Origin of the sequence: Neptuniibacter marinus, from assembly GCF_965223595.1 — a bacterium.
In the GTDB taxonomy this organism is placed as follows: domain Bacteria; phylum Pseudomonadota; class Gammaproteobacteria; order Pseudomonadales; family Balneatricaceae; genus Neptuniibacter; species Neptuniibacter marinus.
Window position 1 is genome coordinate 2572460 of the sequence record NZ_OZ245004.1, and the last position, 18515, is coordinate 2590974.

An 18515-nucleotide genomic window follows, 5' to 3' on the forward strand; every position below is an offset into this window, starting at 1 on the left:
TTTCTCAGGTAGACCTATGACCTGAGTCACCAATAGACTCTGCTTCTGGAATCGCTGGAGGTTGGGCATCTTTGTAGGGAGCTGGGGGATCAATATCACCGGCAGCCAACACTTCTTCGATAAGTGGGATGAGTTTTTTTAAAGTTTTATCACTACGAAACGCTTCTCTACAAGCAGCTCGGACTTCTCTATCAGGTTTAAATGGAGATTTAGACGCCACTTTAAATGCAACAGGTACAACCGTCTCGAATTTAATCAGATCAGCGATATCATAAACAAAAGAGAGTGGTTTCCCTGTGTGTAAAAAACCTATTGCCGGCGCATACCCCGCCGCTAAAATCGCGGCTTCTGTTATTCCATACAAACAAGACGTAGCGGCACTTATGCATTGGTTAGTAACATCTCCTTTTTTCCAATCCTTCGGATCATAACGACGACCATGCCATTCAACACCGTATTGCTTAGCCAATAGTTGATACGTTTTTCTTACTCGCGCACCCTCAATACCTCTTAGCTGGTCTACACTTCGCCGTTGAGGTGCAGGTTCACCGAATCTTAACTCAAACATTTTTCGGACAATTTTAAGGCGTAGGTCTTCATCTAATGCTAACTTTGCTTGGTATAGAAGTTTATCTGACCTTGCCCCACCCGGTTGTCCTGCTGAGTACAATCTAACTCCTGCTTCTCCAACCCAAATTAAAAGCGTACCCGTAGTCGCAGCAAGTTTTACAGCCGCATGACTTACGCGAGTTCCCGGCTCCAACATAATGCAAACAACACTACCTACTGGAATATGCATCCGTTCGCCATTCACTTCATCAATGACAACAAACGCTCCGTCACGTACATCAATACGGCCCATCCCTACAAATATCATTGAATTACGATCTTTTATGGGAATCGGTTTTAAGGGGGTAAAAGCCATGTTTATACTTTTTGCTCGGGCAGCAGGTAAGCACTCGATTTAACTAATACTTTCATTTGCTGGATAGCCAAATCATTAAGTTGAGCAATACGTTCTGACTGACTTAGCCCCTGCCTAATAAAATGAGCATTCATGGATTCCAAATTAGCGAGGCAAACTAATTGATGTACATTAGCATGATCACGCATATTGCCTTTTTCGCTAGGATTTTCTTCGCGCCATTTTTTTGCAGTCATACCAAACAAAGCCATATTCAACAGGTCTGCTTCGTTAGCATAGACCGCTGATACTTGCTGTGGGCTGAGCAGATCAGGAATTAAGTGTTCTTGAATCGCGTCGGTATGGATTAGATAATTAACTTTGGCTAAGTTGCGTTTAATATCCCAACCAAGTTCCTCGAACTCTTGCTCTTTGAGACGCTGAAACTCTTTGATGAGATAGAGTTTGAATTCAACTGAGATCCAGCTGGCAAATTCAAAAGCGATATCCTTTTGGGCGTAGGTACCACCATAGCGGCCCGCTTTAGATGTAATGCCAATGGCCGCTGTGGTTTGTATCCATTGTTTCGGGGTTAAGGTAAAGCTGTTAAGACCCGCCTCTTTTTTAAAGTCCTCGAATTCGAGGACTTTAAAACTCGGATTATTAAGCTGTTCCCAAATACCCAAGAACTCAATCGTATTTCTATTTCGTATCCAATTGCCAATGATATGAGCAGCTCGATCACTGCCCTTATATTTGGCAATATCGGTAATGCAGATATATTCAATACCATCCTTGGTGTTTGTTGAAATAGTTTGGTCTAAGACCTGTAACGTTGATTTCATGGTGTTTCCTTTTGCTCATTACCGATTGATTCAGAGCGGCCGAATCAACATCAACCCACATCCCATACCTTTAGACCTTCCATAACCCTTGGCATACTCTTGAAGAAAGACCTGCGGATCCTCAACCGTTAACACACCCTGAAAATCCACCGTAGAAAACTGTACCTGATGGTTATTCTTACGACTTTTATGCTGGCGATAGCATTCTATTTCAGGCAAGGCATCCAACTTAAACCCCCAACGACTTAAACGATTCTCATCAGAAATCCATTCTTGCGCAGCATCGTTCATGAGTCGTTTAATTTGCTCATCACCGAGATTACCTTGCTTTACAGCCTTATACTTCGCATTCATCAATACATCATGGCGTTTACTTTTACCGCCTTCATTTTTCAAACAAACGGTTGGGTTGACACGTAACTTAAATGCTAGCCGACTCCCTTTGCTTAGTTTAGGCGTGAAAGCTTTAGTCTGTACTCTAAACAGCGGGTTACTAGAATCTGGATGCGTCATAGACAAAACATAAAAATGAGGTAATCCTCCCTCGGTGATCTCTTCACGATACAGAAAATTACGTTCCGTTTGCTCACTGAAAAGCTTCCACAACAACTGATGAGAAGCATAGACACCATTCGTGCCGAGCTTAACCAACTCCTGAGCTGTATGTAGATCGAATATTAAAGAAACCTTAGACAGAAACATTTGCAACCTCCTCAACAGACAATTGATGCATTGCCCGCTGTTTAAATTGCCAACGATCCCTGTGAACAGGTTCATCCCAAGGGTGGGTCGTCAACACTTTAACATCTTCAATTCCCGCTTTATCCCCTTCCCAAAAATAAGTAACACGGCCATTAAACCCAAGCCATAAGGCATCTTCTTTATGGCTGCGCGTTAATGCTGGAAACTCTGTATCTAATACAGCTTTTAGATTATCAGCCTTAACCAATACAGGTTGTAGTGGCGCAGCTAAAGGACAGGATTTTCTTCCTAAACTTAAGGTATAAACTGGTTTTTTTAGAGCCTCCTGCAATTTATCAAGGTTAACGACGGAGGCCGGAGTCAATGAGATAGCCACCGTCCACAAGCCATCACAACAATAATCACGGCTCGATAAAATTGTATTCAGCTTCTCCTCACCTAATTCGCTTTTACGCGTCCGGTGCACCACTTTATTATTATGAGAAGGAACTTGGCTGGTATGGTAGTCACGCATCAATGATCCAGGTACACATTGCTTGATAGCAATACAAATACTCTGCTGTAGGTCGGTTAAGGCAACTTCATTGTCGCGTTTGATACCCAGCGCAGCGCCCATTAACCCTAAAATCGCCGACCGCGTTGGCTGCATTGCTGTAGTTCGGTCACCGCCAACAGCAGGTAATCCCCAACTGGCCATTGGCCCAAACAAACGAAAGACAAGATATTCTTTCATTACCTTTCCCCTTTACTGAGCGACGAAGTCAGATAAATCTGCGAAACTACCTTCGCCTGTTATAGCATTTATTTCATAACGAGAGTCTGCACAGGGACCATATACCTTATCAAAATTTTCGACTTGCTTGGTTAAAGCAGAAATAGCACTACCTGCCTGATCTTCATCCTGAATTGGCTTTAAAAACGCTACAGATAAAGAACGCGGCTGCTGTTCACCTTTTTCGGCCAATACAAAACTAGCGTAAGCACGAGAAGCGAAACTATTTTGCTTGCCTTTTGGTGAAACTTTAACTGCGGCTTCGGTTAACGCTTGAATCGCTTTATTCGCTAACGCTTCGTCACCATTCAAGTTTTCAATTAATTGCGTTTTGTTAATACAAATATTGCTGTAAAACAGTGCTGCAGCAAAACCTGACTCACCAATATGTGCCGAACCTGCATCCTCTTTACCGTCATTGAGATCATCAACAGCGGTAAAATAATCGTCTTCTACAACAACACTATGAACGCTGAGTGCATGCGCTACTTGGCAAGCCGCCTCAACATTGAATCTAGGACTAGAAGCCAACATACGGCCAAATAGAGCTATATCAACAGCAGTTTGATCGGCTTTTAACAGATCTAATTCTTCTTTGGTAGGTTCACGCTCTTCTGCTGCCAATACCAAGGCCAAAGCTAACGCCGCGTCTTGCTCTTCTGGGCTCAGGTGAGCGAGTTGTTCTATATCCAGTGAATCTTTTTTACCTTTACCAAAAACGTTAGCAATGGCTTCAGCGGACTTCTGAGCAAGTTTTTCCTTGGCACCCGCTTTAATCATTGCATTAAATACCGTCCAACCAAAGCGTTTGGTACGAATACCAATATGACCCGCCAGTGACTCTTCAAACACCTCAGAAATACGCCAGTTACGCTTTAAGCTCTGGGAGCTAACACGAAGCCGATCAAACCCACCCATTCGAGCTGTTTTAGGTCGACCAAGATCATCACGGTTCAAATTGGATGGAGCATAAGAAGTCAGAATATGTAATTGAATAAATTGGCTCATGTTTAGTTCCTTTAAATTTCACAGCTTAATAGGTTATTTGTTTTTGGCAGATGCAGCGCGGTAGTAATCCATTGCCCATTGCACACTAATACGTTTGTCGGCTTTACGTGGTCGCAATTGGTAAAATTCCGCAAACCATTGATGAATATCTTCAGCAAGCTGAATAACAGACACATCGCCTTTTAGTTGCTGAACGATGCGTCGGATACGTCGCAAAAAATCATCAGTCGTTTTCGCGTTCTGTAATTGAGAAAACCGCAACTCACTAACGACTGATTTATCACCCTCTCCCTTCCTTCCCGCCGCCTGAGCTAATTTCATTTTACTATCCGTTTTAACATGGGCTAGTGCGGCGGCAATGCTCGCCCAGCATTCGATATTTTTGACATCATTTTTTTCTATCATGTCATCCCCCAAACCCAACCATAATGCACGAAAGCCTTCTGTGAGCATGGCAGCATCCGTTGATTCACAACGTTTTAATTGTGCTTTATATACTGTGGGTGCAAGCTGAATACCTTTTCCTTTTAGCTGATCCGCCGGTAAGTTCATACTCTGCCACCAGCGAAGAACGACTTTTTTTGACTGTTCATCCATTACGCCATCTCCTTATACATTTCGATTTCGTATTCTTTGATAAAGTTTTTCACATCTTTTCCGCCATAAAGCCAGCCGGTCAGTGCCTGTCGCGCTTTGATTCGCTTAGCCATCGAACGCTCATTGCCTAATTCCGATAATGCATACTCATCAAACAGATCGATAACCCTGTTTTGTAACGCCCTAAGCCATGCTTGGGCCTGTTCGGGCTTTAAGCGGTATTCACCCTGTTCAGCATTATCGATAACATTCTGTACCGCAGCAAAAAAAGCTCTTTCGGTTCGTTGCCAAAACTCCAAATCGATAAAAGTCATATCTCCTTTAATATCACCTGGCTTTTCAAACCAAGCCGACTTTACCTGACTCCGACAATGCCATAGAGCATCAGCCGATAATTTGTGTAATGCCTTAACCGCATAGAGGATATCTTCTTGAGCTTCTGGCTCAATTGAAAACAACGGTAAAGAGGTGGAGTACCACCCCCGCGCCTTCATATTGTCCATGTCATACCCGAAAGCCCACAAACGCGGAACTTCACTTTGCCGGCCAATAAAGTCATCACTAAGGGTATAGAAATGCTTCACGACCTGAGCACATTCCTGTCCACTTTCTTGGCTCGTTAAAGTTAAAGCATCCCAAATTTTATAGCTGATTCCTCCCGGCTGACCTTTTGCTGATAATGGTTCTTCATCTGGCTTTTTAGGATTCCATTTATAAGGCGTTAAAGGATGCTGCCAAGCACCAGAATAGTTAATCCCATAATTTTGAGTACGATACTGAGTGACCGAATAGTCTGACCTTAATCCCGTTAGCTCACAGACGTGATTGATATTTTCCAGTTCTAACCGAATGCGTCGCGGCATTGCCCAGAACATCTGAAGGGGATGAACATCCTTGGCATAGACTTCTGAGCCTTTTTTTTCGCTGGTTTTGGTTTGAGCTAACCATGGGAATATTTGTTCGCTGCTAAAATCAGGATCTGGATATGACCAAAAATCTCTATTCATAACATTGAGCCAAAGCTTCTGCCACAAACTCGATTCTGGTGTTTGTGGCAAAACGAGGGTTGTCAGCGGGCCTCCTCCACGCAATCCTGTTCTGTGCCCTTGGCCTCCGCTCGGGGCATTTATCTGTAACGTAAATAAAGCAATATTAGCCATTTCCAACGACATCACAGAGCCTATGCCACGCTTAATAAAATGGTCTGTATTTAGCTTTAGTCCATTCCCCCCAGGTGCTTCAATCAGCAGGCCAGCAATAGTTGTTGATTTCGACTCTGCCAGCACATCAAAATCCTGCATAAATAAAGGCCCGTCACCCGTGCAGTTGAATGCATGAGCAGCCCTATCAAATTCAACTTGTAGCGTTTTTTCCGTTGGCGGCTGTTCATAAAAGTCATGCCACTCCAACTGATTTTTGGGCGCGAGGACTGTTTGTAATAGGCCTATTGCAAACTGATAAGCCGCACCTTGAAAGTCTGCACGGGGCAACGCGAAATCCACCACATCAGCTCTAGTTATGGCTGACATTGGTAAACTTTTTTCAGATCCATCTTTTAATCTGAACGGTAGCCAAGGGTCTTGCACTAAGTTCATAACAATTTCCTTTTATTTTTTTCTACAAATCCAGACTTTGAATCATACGAAAAATGACTATCTTCGTCCGGTAGCCAACATTGTAGGTATTTCGTTTTACGGAAACGAACCTTAAAAGCATCCTCTTCATTTTCCGGTATAGCCTGCAACTTATCGGCGTATTTGTTCTTTGAAAGTTTTAACGTACTGAGCTGAATCGCAACCTTAGTGCCGTCTGCATAAGGAATTAACGACCCCGACAGGTCACGCTTAAGAAGTAACACCTCGACTGTTTCAATATCGCTGTAACGTGTACTTATATCTGAATTATCATCGTGCCAAGCAAAAGCACTATGATCACGGTAACCATATTGCCAATCAATAAGCTGGGAATGAGCCTTAGCGGCTTTACTTCGCTCCTCACCAATCAGGGTGTTTTCTTGATTTAAGAGGGAGTCAGGTATTTGCTCATAAGCGGCATCACTGTATACGGCTTCAACTAACTGCCTTGCGTCGGCAGGCATCCTGACCGCCCCTAGAGCGATTAATTCACGCAGCCCCAACCATAATCGACCGGGAGAACGGTACACATATTGGGTATTACGAAACTGCTGACTAAGCCAATCTGAGCTTGGGGCATCGTCCCATTCTGGACTGTGAATCCAGAGCACAGGGGAATCGCGTTCATCAATTATATCTCGGCAATACAAACCTTGATCATTACGGGTATGACGATGCAAACGTCCCGCTCGCTGAATTAAATCGTCAATAGGACAAATATCAGAGATAAGTACATCTGCATCCGCATCTAAGCTTTCCTGAAAAACCTGTGTGGCAATGAGTACCTTTCCTGCACGAGATCTAGCATCGCTGTTCTTACCAAAAATACTGAGGACTTTGTCTTCCGTAGACTTTCGATCTTGTAAGATAAAGCGGCTATGGAACAGTAGACAATCATCTGTATGATCTAGTTGTTGCTGCAGCACTTGGTAGGCTTCTAACGCATCATCAACTGAGTTTCTTACCCATACGACACACTGCTGATTTGTAACTGACTCCATAACTTTGGCAACACAAGCATCGAAAGTATGAAGAAAACGCACTCCGATTTCTCTAGTCACATCGATACGGCTAGCTAGGGGCTGTTCTAACAAGGACGGTTTGGCATTAAGGGCCACACGAGTCGCTAAAGGAAACGCTCGACTCTTTGGTGCTTGAGATAAAACCCCTGCCGCCTGTTGCCAGATATTGACAAGGCGGCTTCTCTGTTTAAATGATAAGGTGGCTGTCAATAAGATAACACTCCCTCCCTGATGGAAGTGCATACTTAGTAGGCTCTCTAGAAGCTCAAACATAAACTCATCTGCAGCATGGATCTCATCAAAAATCAGTACCTTGCGATTTAAACCAATTAACCGTAGAGATTGATGACGACGGGGTAGCACTGCAAGCAACGCCTGATCAATAGTGCCCACCCCTACAGGGGCTAACAACGCTTTCTTGCGCGAATCTGACAGCCAATGGTTACACTGTGCGGTAGCCGTAATATCGTTTGCATCGTATTCTGTATCAGGATTATCGCTACTGAGCACTGCCTCACGAAACATATCATTCATGTCTCTAGCACCGTGCGCCAAAACAATACTTACCTTGCCCTCATCGACTGACAACATTTGCTGATAGTGTTGGGCCACGCGACTAAACATAGCATTAGATGTAGCCATTGTAGGCAGGCCAAAATAAAAGCCATCAGCCGCCCCCTTCTGCATTAATCGATGAGTCAAAGCAAGTGCTGCTTCTGTTTTTCCTGCTCCGGTAATATCCTCTAAAATAAACAACTGAGGGGAATCATCTACGTCAACTGTTTCAGCCCAACGCTGCAATGGGGTTGGATCAAAACCATAGTGTTTCTTAATTGATATAAACGGAGATACGATAGGGGCTTTATTCAAATCTGTCGAATTAAGTGCCTCTACTGCTATGCTCTGTGCCTTTTCCCAATATTCATGTAAAGGCTGAGCCTCTGATTGATAACAAAAATAGCTGCTATCTGAACCAATCCAATCGGCCAAAACAGCAATACCCGCCAACTGCCAACTGACTTGTTTTAGCCGTTCTCTCCATGGCTCAAACTGCATTTTTGTAATCGGAAACACTGGCTTTAAAAGCTCAAAGATCGCTTCAAAAAATGACATCGCAGCGATTCCATTTACTTTTTCAGTAAATGGCTTAATTGATCTCACCGCCTCTGAATTAATCGGCTGTCCATGGTGACCTAAGACTACATCAACCAACACCCGTAAGGCCTGCTTCGTATGATATAGCTCTTCACGCTGCAAGTTTTTTAAGCTGAGCGCATTCATCAAACCCTGCTTTTCAATATCATTCCAAAAATAAAATCCAAGGCGATCATGCCGATAAAACTGACCGTCATACGGTTTGCAGCGACCCACTTGCAATAAGTCAGGTGAATTTGATTGATACAGTGCCTGAAATGCGGACGAAAATTTACCCAGGTCATGCAGTGCAAGAAAAAACAAAAATACAGACTGCAACTCTTCAGAAGAAATATCTAAAAATTTGGCAATATCATTTGTCAAAGGTCGATCAGCATCTAACAATAACTTTCCTACAGCCGCCACATCCAAACAGTGATATGGTAACAAATGATAATCAGCCCCTTCATTATCAGGGGCTTTTTTAGCTTTACCCCAATATTGCATATAGGGTGGAATAGATGTCATCTGGTACTCCCCTTAAAGTTTAGCCATCCTTGGCTTTTCCTTTTCCTTGGTATCCTTAGCCTTATTCCAACGTCCTGCTGTCATCCTGACTGGGCTTATTCAAACGCGTTTAAATAAACTCAGCAATGCTGGTTAAAAACACATGTCGTTTTTTAAGGCAGGTAATGTGAAATACGCTTGAGACATTCAGGTTCAATAATGATTTGTTGGGCTTCAGGATTTTGATCATAGCGATCAAGCCGTAGGCGCTGAATCAGATACATAACCAATGCAGCACGTACAGGTATAACCCGTTGGCCATTTTCCATTTGGTAATCTAGTTCCAACAATCTACGTTTTTCAAGCGCAAGTCTTGGATCTGGTTGGATGATTAGGTCAACCCATGTATTCCAGCGTTCATCTTGTTCAGCCGTATATAATGCGGGGCCTTCAAATTCGGCTTCGCCATTAAAACGGGAGAGTACGAAATCGCGAAAATCATTACTTTTTCCACAATGCGCACGAACGTGCCAGCGGATACCATCAAAGACTAAACAATGGGGTGAGATAATACGGGATTCATATTCAGGACTACTTAGAGACGTATACCCAATATCTATACGTAGCTTGTCGCGAATCGCCCGCATAATTGGTTGAACCAAGGTAGGTGAGATATTTCGCAAAGGTGCTTCTAAATAACAGAAACCTGCATCAAAAATAGACAGGTAGTCCGGATGCCCGCTGCGATAAAGAAGCTGGCTATAGTCATCTATATGCCCAGAAGCGTAATAAGGTGAAAATTCATCCGTGGGAACATGCCCTCTAAGAGAAGCGTCATAATGTAGGTTTTCTGGATGAAAGTGCTGGTAAAGGGCAAATAAGTCCGATGCTTTTTGACGACTAACACCCAAAATATTCCGTAGATAGGTAGTGTTGACCCGTCCCTCCCACAGGGCAAAGTTTTCAATAATAAGGAAACATTCTCTCTCTTGAAAACTAGTTTCAGTGTGCTCTTGTGTATCCATACACGTCCTATCTCTATACACCGGTGGAATGGCTGTATAACTTAATGACAATTAAACAATCGCATTTTTACACTAATGCCGATAATACTAAACAAAAAAAAGCCTTATGTTTACACATAAGGCTCAAAGAAGAACTGCAGATTGATCCTGATAGGGAAACCAATCTACGCGGCGTTCTTCAACTCTTAGATCCAGTTAGATCTATAAATCTAAACAATGACACGTATTAGGTGGCATTCTCCAGAGATCAGAAGGAATCGCCCGGTATTCTTACCCAGCCTTCCATTAATACGCGAGCACTGCGGCTCATGATTGCTTTTGTCGCTGTCCATTCGCCATTGATTAATTTTGCTTCGGCGCCTACTTTTAGGGAGCCTGATGGATGCCCAAAAGTAACGGCGGTACGTTCTCCACCACCGGCCGCTAAGTTAACCAAGGTACCTGGGATCGCGGCGGCAGTACCTATAGCAACGGCAGCGGTTCCCATCATCGCGTGATGTAATTTACCCATAGACAGTGCGCGAACAACAAGATCTATATCTTTTTCAGTGAGCTGTTTACCACTTGAAGAAACGTAGGCTTTTGCTGGCGCGCAGAAAGCAACTTTAGGCGTATGCTGACGAGCAGCGGCTTCAGATAGATCGCTAATCAGTCCCATACGCATAGCGCCATGTGCACGAATAGTTTCAAACCGTTCAAGTGCTGCTGGATCTCCATTAATCGCTTCTTGCAGTTCTGTTCCTGTATAACCAATCTCTTCAGCGTTGAGGAAGATAGTGGGGATACCGGCATTGATCATGGTCGCTTTAAAGGTGCCTACACCTGGCACTTCAAGGTCATCCACCAGATTACCTGTAGGGAACATGGAGCCTTCACCATCGGCGGGGTCCATAAACTCAACGGCGACTTCCGCTGCTGGGAAGGTAACACCGTCTAGCTCAAAATCACCGGTTTCTTGTACTTCTCCGTTAGTGATTGGTATATGAGCAATAATGGTTTTTTTAATATTAGCCTGCCAAATACGGACAACGCAGGTGCCGTTTTCAGGAATACGATCGGCATCAACTAACCCACCACTAATGGCAAATGCACCGACGGCAGCGGTTAAGTTACCGCAGTTACCACTCCAATCGACAAAGGCTTTATCTATAGAGACTTGGCCGAACAGATAATCAACATCATGATCTGGCTGGCTGCTTTTATCTAAGATAACCGTTTTACTGGTACTTGAAGTCGCGCCACCCATACCATCGGTCTGTTTACCGTAGGGGTCAGGGCTACCAATTACACGCAATAAGATATTATCACGTGCTTTACCAGGTACTTGTGCTACTTCAGGCAGATCTTGTCGACGGAAGAAAACACCTTTACTTGTGCCGCCACGAATGTAGGTTGCAGGGATTTTAATCTGAGGAACATACGCTGCCATATTATGTAAACCTGTAAAAACTATGCAAGCGCGTTAGCGCACCCGCGATTATGAAAAATATTTAGTAACTATTTTAGTAAGAATCACTTAATAACAATAACTTTCCTACTCTCTAATGGAGTCTCTACTCTGGCCAGTTATTGTTAGTAAATAATCTTGTATCTTAATTACTGCTCTAGTGATCGGCGCAGCGTTTTGATAAATAAGTTAGTTGTTAGAAACCCTACCAACCAACCTATTAACACTGCACCTATCCAGCATTTATGCCGTGAACTTAAGCGCTCTCTTCAAGGAAATCTTGAGCAAAGCGTTGCAGTACACCGCCCGCTTTATACACATGCACTTCTGCAGCTGTATCTAAGCGGCAAGTCACAGGAACCTTAACCGTTTCACCATTGGTGCGATGAATAACAACAGTTAATTCTGCACGGGGTGATAGTTCACCCTCAACATCAAAGGTTTCAGTACCATCGATATTATAAGTATGGCGTGTTTCGCCCTCTTTAAACTGCAATGGCAAAACACCCATGCCCACAAGGTTAGTACGGTGAATACGTTCAAAGCCTTCAGCCATGATCGCTTCAACACCAGCCAAACGCACACCTTTAGCTGCCCAGTCACGGGAGGAACCTTGACCATAGTCAGCACCGGCAACGATGATTAACGGCTGCTTCCGCTCCATGTAGGTTTCAATCGCTTCCCACATGCGGCTCTCTTTTCCTTCTGGCTCTATGCGAGCAAGAGAACCTTGCTTAACGTCGCCATTTTCATCGCGGCACATTTCGTTAAGCAGTTTAGGGTTAGCGAAAGTCGCACGCTGCGCGGTTAAGTGATCACCACGGTGCGTTGCATAAGAGTTGAAATCTTCTTCAGGCAAACCCATTTTGGCACAGTATTCACCGGCAGCACTGGACGCTTGAATCGCATTAGATGGTGATAGGTGATCGGTTGTGATGTTGTCACCCAGTACCGCTAATGGACGCATACCTTTCATGGTACGTTCACCTGCAAGCGCGCCTTCCCAGTAAGGAGGACGGCGAATATAGGTAGACATTGGACGCCAATCGTATAGTGGGCTTTTTGCTTGCTCACGCGCGCCTAGATCGAACATTGGGATATAAACCTGCTTAAACTGTTCAGGTTTAACGCATTTAGCCACCAATGCATCAATCTCTTCATCACTTGGCCAGATATCTTTTAGGGTAATTGGGTTACCCTCTTTATCTTTTCCTAAGGTATCTTTCTCAATATCGAAACGCACGGTACCCGCAATCGCGTAAGCGACAACTAATGGTGGTGATGCTAAGAAAGCCTGTTTTGCATAAGGATGGATACGTCCATCAAAGTTACGGTTACCTGACAGCACCGCTGTTGCATAAAGATCACGATCAATGATCTCTTGCTGAATTTTTGGATCTAGTGCACCGGACATACCGTTACAGGTTGTACATGCGTAAGCCACAATACCAAAACCGAGTTTTTCCATCTCTGAAAGCAAACCGGCTTCTTCTAGGTAGAGTTTGGCTACTTTGGAACCTGGAGCAAAGGAAGATTTAACCCAAGGTTTACGCACTAAACCAAGCTCATTGGCTTTTTTAGCTATCAGACCTGCTGCAACTACGTTACGTGGGTTAGAGGTGTTAGTACAAGAGGTGATGGCGGCAATAATCACTGCACCATCCGGCATTAAGCCTTCAGCTTCCTCTTCTAGTGCTTCATCTAAATGCACCGCAATACCACGGGACTCTAAGTCGGAAGTTGGCAAACGACGGTGTGGGTTAGATGGACCAGCCATATTACGACATACAGTGGACAGGTCGAATTCAAGTACACGTTCGTATTCAACGTTTTCTAGATCATCCGCCCATAGGCCTGTTAATTTAGCGTACTTTTCTACAAGTTCAACTTGCTCTGGCTCACGACCAGTAAGTTTTAGGTAATCAATGGTTTGTTCATCAATGTAGAACATACCCGCTGACGCGCCAAACTCAGGTGTCATGTTGGAGATCGTTGCACGGTCGCCAATGGTTAGCTCTTTTGCACCTTCGCCAAAGAACTCTAGGTAGGAGGAGACAACCTTTTCGTTACGCAAGAACTCGGTAATTGCTAATACAATATCCGTTGCGGTAATCCCAGGTTGACGTTTACCCACCAGCTTAACACCGATAATGTCAGGTAGGCGCATCATTGATGGCAAGCCAAGCATAACGGTTTCCGCTTCAAGGCCGCCTACACCAATAGCGACGACACCTAAGGCATCCACATGAGGGGTGTGCGAGTCGGTACCGACACAAGTATCAGGAAAAGCAACACCATCGCGCGCCTGAATAACCGGAGACATCTTCTCCAAGTTAATCTGATGCATAATGCCGTTACCTGCTGGAATAACATCGACATTTTCAAACGCAGTTTTTGTCCATTCGATAAAATGGAAACGGTCTTCGTTACGACGGTCTTCTATAGCGCGGTTTTTTTCAAAAGCCTCTGGATCAAAGCCCGCCGCTTCAACAGCTAAAGAGTGGTCAACAATTAACTGTGTAGGAACAACAGGGTTCACTTTGGAGGGGTCTCCCCCTTGCTCTGCAATCGCGTCACGTAGCCCCGCAAGGTCGACTAAGGCTGTTTGGCCAAGAATGTCGTGACACACAACTCGAGCTGGATACCAAGGAAAGTCTAGATCACGCTTAAAACCAATGATTTGCTTCAGTGACTCAGTGAGTGTTTCAGGTTCACAACGACGTACAAGTTGCTCTGCCAAGACACGAGATGTGTAAGGTAGTTTTGCATAAGCACCCGGCTGAATTGCTTCAATCGCTGCACGCGTATCGAAATAATCAAGCTCAGTACCTGGCAAAGGTTTACGATATTCAGTGTTCATTAGGTCTGAACTCCATAGCTATGGTTCAGAGAGGCAAAGCGTGCATTCAACATAAAGCTCGCTTTCCTTATCCAAAAAATTTAAAAAAATTTAGGCTACTTATAAACCTAAAGCAGCCTAATCAGATCAATTAATCACGATCTTCGATAGCAACCCATTCCGCACTTTCAGGGCCAGTATAATCAGCGCTTGGACGGATAATTCGGTTGTTAGCACGTTGCTCCATCGCATGCGCAGTCCAACCTGCTACACGTGAACAAACAAAGATTGGCGTGAATAATTCAGTAGGAATGCCCATAAAGTGGTAAGCAGATGCATGGAAGAAATCAGCATTACAAAATAGCTTTTTCTCTCGCCACATAACGGCTTCTACTCGCTCAGATACAGCGTAAAGATACTCATCTCCCACCTGCTCTGAGAGCTTTTTAGACCACTCTTTAATAATCGCATTACGTGGATCAGATTCACGGTAGATTGCGTGACCAAAGCCCATGATCTTATCTTTACGGGCTAACATGCCCATTACTTCTTCTTCAGCTTCATCCGCTGAACGCCAGTTCTCGATCATCGCCATAGCGGCTTCATTAGCGCCGCCATGTAGTGGACCACGTAGAGAACCGATAGCCGCAGTCACACAGCTGTGAATATCAGATAAAGTCGATGCACATACACGTGCAGTAAATGTAGAGGCGTTGAATTCATGCTCTGCATAGAGAATCAATGAAGCGTGCATTACATCAACATGCAAAGGCTCTGGCTTTTTATCATGTAGCGTCCATAGGAACTGCTCGCCGATAGAGTCTGCGTCAGTCTCTACATTGATACGTTTGCCCTTGTGGCTGAAGTTGTACCAGTAGTTAATAATGCCTGGAAACGTCGCCAACATACGGTCGATATGATCGTGCTGTTCAGAAAAATCTTGCTCTGTTTCCAAGTTACCCAACATAGAGCAACCGGTACGCATAACATCCATTGGATGTGCACTTGCAGGGATTTGCTCTAACACTACTTTTAGTGCATCAGGCAACGCCCGCATACCCTTTAATTTTGCTTTATAGGCATCAAGTTCCCCCTGATTAGGCAACTTGCCGTAAAGCAGCAGATAAGCAACTTCTTCGAACTGTGCATTATCAGCAAGCTCTTTAATATCGTAGCCACGGTAGGTTAGGCCTGCGCCACTTTGCCCTACAGTACACAGTGCGGTTTCACCAGCGGATTGTCCTCGCAGACCCGCGCCGCTCAGTTTTTTATCTACCATATTGTGCTCCTGTTATATAAGGCAGGCTCTAGCGGCCTGCTCGTTACTAATTTAAAATAATACCGGCTTAACTCGCCTACTTATTTGTTTTTACCTTCAGCAAACAAGCCATCTAATTTTTGTTCAAAATCGTGATAGTTCAAGAAATCGTAAAGTTCCATGCGAGTTTGCATAGTATCAACAACTGCTTTTTGATCGCCATCACGCAGTAAAGCTTCATAAACATTTAAGGCAGCTTTATTGGCCGCACGGAAAGCTGAAAGCGGATAAAGCACCATCGTTGCGCCAGATTCTGCAAGCTCGCCTTTATTGAACATTGGTGTCGCACCAAATTCGGTAATATTAGCTAGCAGATGAGCACCATTAATCCCTTTAGAGAATGCTTTGTAATCATCTAAAGTATGTACAGCTTCAGCGAAGATACCATCGGCTCCCGCTTCTAAACAGGCTTGTGCACGTTCAACGGCAGCATTAAGGCCTTCCATTTGGAATGCATCGGTACGTGCCATAATGAAAAAGTCGTCGTCGGTTTTAGCATCAACTGCGGCTTTAACACGATCAACCATCTCTTCTAACGAGACAATCTCTTTATTAGGACGGTGACCACAACGCTTTTGCGCAACCTGATCTTCTAGATGTACCGCAGCTGCACCGGCTTTAGTCATCTCTTTAATCGCACGGGCAATATTAAAAGCACCACCCCAACCAGTATCAATATCAACCAATAAAGGCGTTTCAACCGCGCTGCTAATACGGCGTACATCTTCTAGTACGTCGTTCATTGATGTCATACCTAAATCAGGAAGACCGTAGGATGCATTAGCAACACCGCCGCCAGATAGGTAAATAGCGTTATGACCAACGCGCTCCGCCATCATCGCGTGATAAGCATTCGTTGTACCTACAATCTGTAATGGACTAGCGTCAGCTAGCGCTTTACGAAAACGTGCACCTGCAGATAGGTGTTTAGACATGTTATTCCCCTCTGGATTCGGTCGCTGCATTCAGCTTCTCTTCCACATTTTTGCGGGCTGCTCCAATATGACGACGCATAAGCATTTCTGCCAATTCGGGATCACGGCACTCAATAGCGTCTATGATCTGGCGATGCTCCTTAAGTGCGCGTTTTGGTCTGGAACTAGAGACACTGAACTGATATCGATACATTCGTACAAGGTGGTAAAGATCTCCGCCGAGAAATTCCAATAGCTTTGCATTTTTGCTGCCATTAACAATTCGGTAGTGAAAATCTAAATCACCCTCTTTTTGAAAATAAGAGCGCCCATCAAGCTGATCGATGCTCTGTTCATGTTCATCAAGCAGGTCTCGTAAACTATCAATCTCATCTTGCGGCATATTCTCCGCCGCTAAACGACAAGCCATACCTTCTAGGGCTTCCCTAACTCGATAGATTTCGATTAGCTCTTTTGCCGACAGATTAACAACACGGGCACCTATATGCGGCTTACGTTCAACAAGTCTCAAGGCTTCTAGTTTACGCATTGCTTCACGTAATGGACCTCGACTAATCCCGTAAGTCTTAGCTAGCTCAGGCTCGCTAATTTTTTGGCCTGGTGGAATTTCTCCAATCACGATTGCAGTTACAATTTGCTCGCAAACGCTATCAGCCAAAGTGCGTGTTTCAGATTGAAACATCTTGCTAGTTATACTTTCTGTCATAACAACTCACATTATAAATTGTCGACAATCTCGAACTGAGGCCACGATACTACCGCTAAATAACGCAGTCAACTCGAAAATGTCCATTTATTGTCAACACAATACAAAAGTTTAAGGGTTTTGCCTTTTTACTTAGATATTTCTATTTGTCTATATAGCGCAGCAATTCATCATTCATGATTCGTGCGATTTGACGCGGTTTTTGAAATGGTAAGGAATGGTCTGTACCTGTCATCAAAAAATAGTGCCCATTAGGTAAGCGCTCAGCCAGTTCACGTTGATATTGATGCATTAACTCAACACTATTTCCTCCAATAACACTACTCACATCCCCTTGAGCAGCCACCAACTCATCTCGATCAATATGACGGATAGCTGTTGTGACGCAATCAAGCGCATTTGCAAAGCCTTCAGGCCGAAGCCCTAAACGCTGAACAGTGAGTGCTTCAACCTCTGGTGAAATCTTTCGATTCGGTGAGATTGCATCAAGAAAGTTTACGATTCCCTTCTTAATATCAGATGCACCACGCAGGTGAAGCGCTGCTTGAGAAAATTGCTGCCTTAAATCTATTATCGTTTCCCAGCAGGGGCGATCCAAGACAGCGGATTCCAATAAATACTGCTTATCCACTCGATCTGTGTGTTGCTGTTTAAATAGAAGTGCCACTAACCCGCCCATTGAGTAACCTCCCAAATCGAAGGTCCACCAGCCCAAATGATCAACTAATGCATTTAGATCACCCACTAAAGCTTGAGCTGTATAGGGGTGTTCTCTCCCATCAGGATAGTGGGTATCACCCATTCCTCGCTGATCTGGCACTAACACTTCAGACCATTGAGTTAAGAAAGCAATGATAAACTCCCAAGTATCGACACCAGCAACCCCCGCGCCATGAAGTAGCACTAAACGACGCTTGGTCTGAATATTTGGATTACGATAAAGTCGATAAACAAGGTGTTGATCAGGAAGATGAAATTCACGTTGTTCTACCGTAAAAGGATGCTTCATTAACAACTGTCTCTTTTTTAACCTAGAAAATTGTAAGATTTACGCCTAGAGCTTTATTAAAGCTATTTTAGACTAATCCGTCTTTAGATTAAGCATTTTGTCGACAATCTT

General features: G+C 44.1%; 15 protein-coding genes. All 15 read right to left on the reverse strand.

Annotated elements, in window-relative coordinates; all coding sequences use genetic code 11:
• Positions 1-4 precede the first annotated feature (4 nt).
• The gene (cas1e, locus tag ACOQOE_RS12185; RefSeq protein ID WP_420554124.1) at positions 5-925 is read right to left on the reverse strand and encodes a type I-E CRISPR-associated endonuclease Cas1e; all 921 of its coding nucleotides are present in this window, start codon (positions 923-925) and stop codon (positions 5-7) included.
• Positions 926-927: 2 nt separating this feature from the next.
• On the reverse strand, positions 928-1749 hold the full coding sequence (locus tag ACOQOE_RS12190) for a KilA-N domain-containing protein (protein ID WP_420554125.1): 822 nt from the start codon (positions 1747-1749) through the stop codon (positions 928-930).
• Between the two features lie 30 nt (positions 1750-1779).
• Complete coding sequence (cas6e, locus tag ACOQOE_RS12195) at positions 1780-2451, reverse strand: type I-E CRISPR-associated protein Cas6/Cse3/CasE (protein WP_420554126.1); 672 nt, start codon at positions 2449-2451, stop codon at positions 1780-1782.
• The gene (gene cas5e / locus ACOQOE_RS12200; RefSeq protein WP_420554127.1) at positions 2438-3184 is read right to left on the reverse strand and encodes a type I-E CRISPR-associated protein Cas5/CasD; all 747 of its coding nucleotides are present in this window, start codon (positions 3182-3184) and stop codon (positions 2438-2440) included. Before cas5e ends, cas6e begins: the two co-directional genes overlap by 14 nt.
• Positions 3185-3196: 12 nt before the next feature.
• Positions 3197-4231 (reverse strand): type I-E CRISPR-associated protein Cas7/Cse4/CasC, encoded by a 1035-nt coding sequence (gene cas7e, locus ACOQOE_RS12205; protein ID WP_420554128.1) that lies wholly within the window; start codon positions 4229-4231, stop codon positions 3197-3199.
• A 33-nt stretch (positions 4232-4264) separates the two neighbouring features.
• On the reverse strand, positions 4265-4828 hold the full coding sequence (gene casB, locus ACOQOE_RS12210) for a type I-E CRISPR-associated protein Cse2/CasB (RefSeq protein WP_420554129.1): 564 nt from the start codon (positions 4826-4828) through the stop codon (positions 4265-4267).
• On the reverse strand, positions 4828-6423 hold the full coding sequence (gene casA / locus ACOQOE_RS12215) for a type I-E CRISPR-associated protein Cse1/CasA (protein ID WP_420554130.1): 1596 nt from the start codon (positions 6421-6423) through the stop codon (positions 4828-4830). Before casA ends, casB begins: the two co-directional genes overlap by 1 nt.
• The gene (cas3, locus tag ACOQOE_RS12220; protein ID WP_420554131.1) at positions 6420-9146 is read right to left on the reverse strand and encodes a CRISPR-associated helicase Cas3'; all 2727 of its coding nucleotides are present in this window, start codon (positions 9144-9146) and stop codon (positions 6420-6422) included. Before cas3 ends, casA begins: the two co-directional genes overlap by 4 nt.
• Before the next feature lie 152 nt (positions 9147-9298).
• Positions 9299-10150 carry a WYL domain-containing protein gene (locus tag ACOQOE_RS12225; RefSeq protein WP_420554132.1) on the reverse strand — a complete coding sequence of 284 codons (852 nt, stop codon included), beginning with the start codon at positions 10148-10150 and terminating at the stop codon, positions 9299-9301.
• 247 nt (positions 10151-10397) lie between these two features.
• Positions 10398-11579, reverse strand: a complete 1182-nt coding sequence (gene prpF / locus ACOQOE_RS12230; protein ID WP_420554133.1) for a 2-methylaconitate cis-trans isomerase PrpF — start codon at positions 11577-11579, stop codon at positions 10398-10400.
• Positions 11580-11853: 274 nt separating this feature from the next.
• Positions 11854-14457, reverse strand: coding sequence for a Fe/S-dependent 2-methylisocitrate dehydratase AcnD (gene acnD, locus ACOQOE_RS12235; RefSeq protein ID WP_420554134.1), 2604 nt, complete (start codon positions 14455-14457; stop codon positions 11854-11856).
• Between the two features lie 130 nt (positions 14458-14587).
• Positions 14588-15715 (reverse strand): bifunctional 2-methylcitrate synthase/citrate synthase, encoded by a 1128-nt coding sequence (prpC, locus tag ACOQOE_RS12240; RefSeq protein ID WP_067864078.1) that lies wholly within the window; start codon positions 15713-15715, stop codon positions 14588-14590.
• Positions 15716-15795: 80 nt separating this feature from the next.
• Positions 15796-16689: a methylisocitrate lyase gene (prpB, locus tag ACOQOE_RS12245; RefSeq protein ID WP_420554135.1), complete on the reverse strand. Its 894-nt coding sequence runs from the start codon at positions 16687-16689 to the stop codon at positions 15796-15798.
• 1 nt (position 16690) lies between these two features.
• Positions 16691-17395, reverse strand: a complete 705-nt coding sequence (locus tag ACOQOE_RS12250) for a GntR family transcriptional regulator (RefSeq protein WP_067864073.1) — start codon at positions 17393-17395, stop codon at positions 16691-16693.
• Positions 17396-17537: 142 nt separating this feature from the next.
• Positions 17538-18404 carry an alpha/beta fold hydrolase gene (locus ACOQOE_RS12255; RefSeq protein ID WP_420554136.1) on the reverse strand — a complete coding sequence of 289 codons (867 nt, stop codon included), beginning with the start codon at positions 18402-18404 and terminating at the stop codon, positions 17538-17540.
• Positions 18405-18515 lie beyond the last annotated feature (111 nt).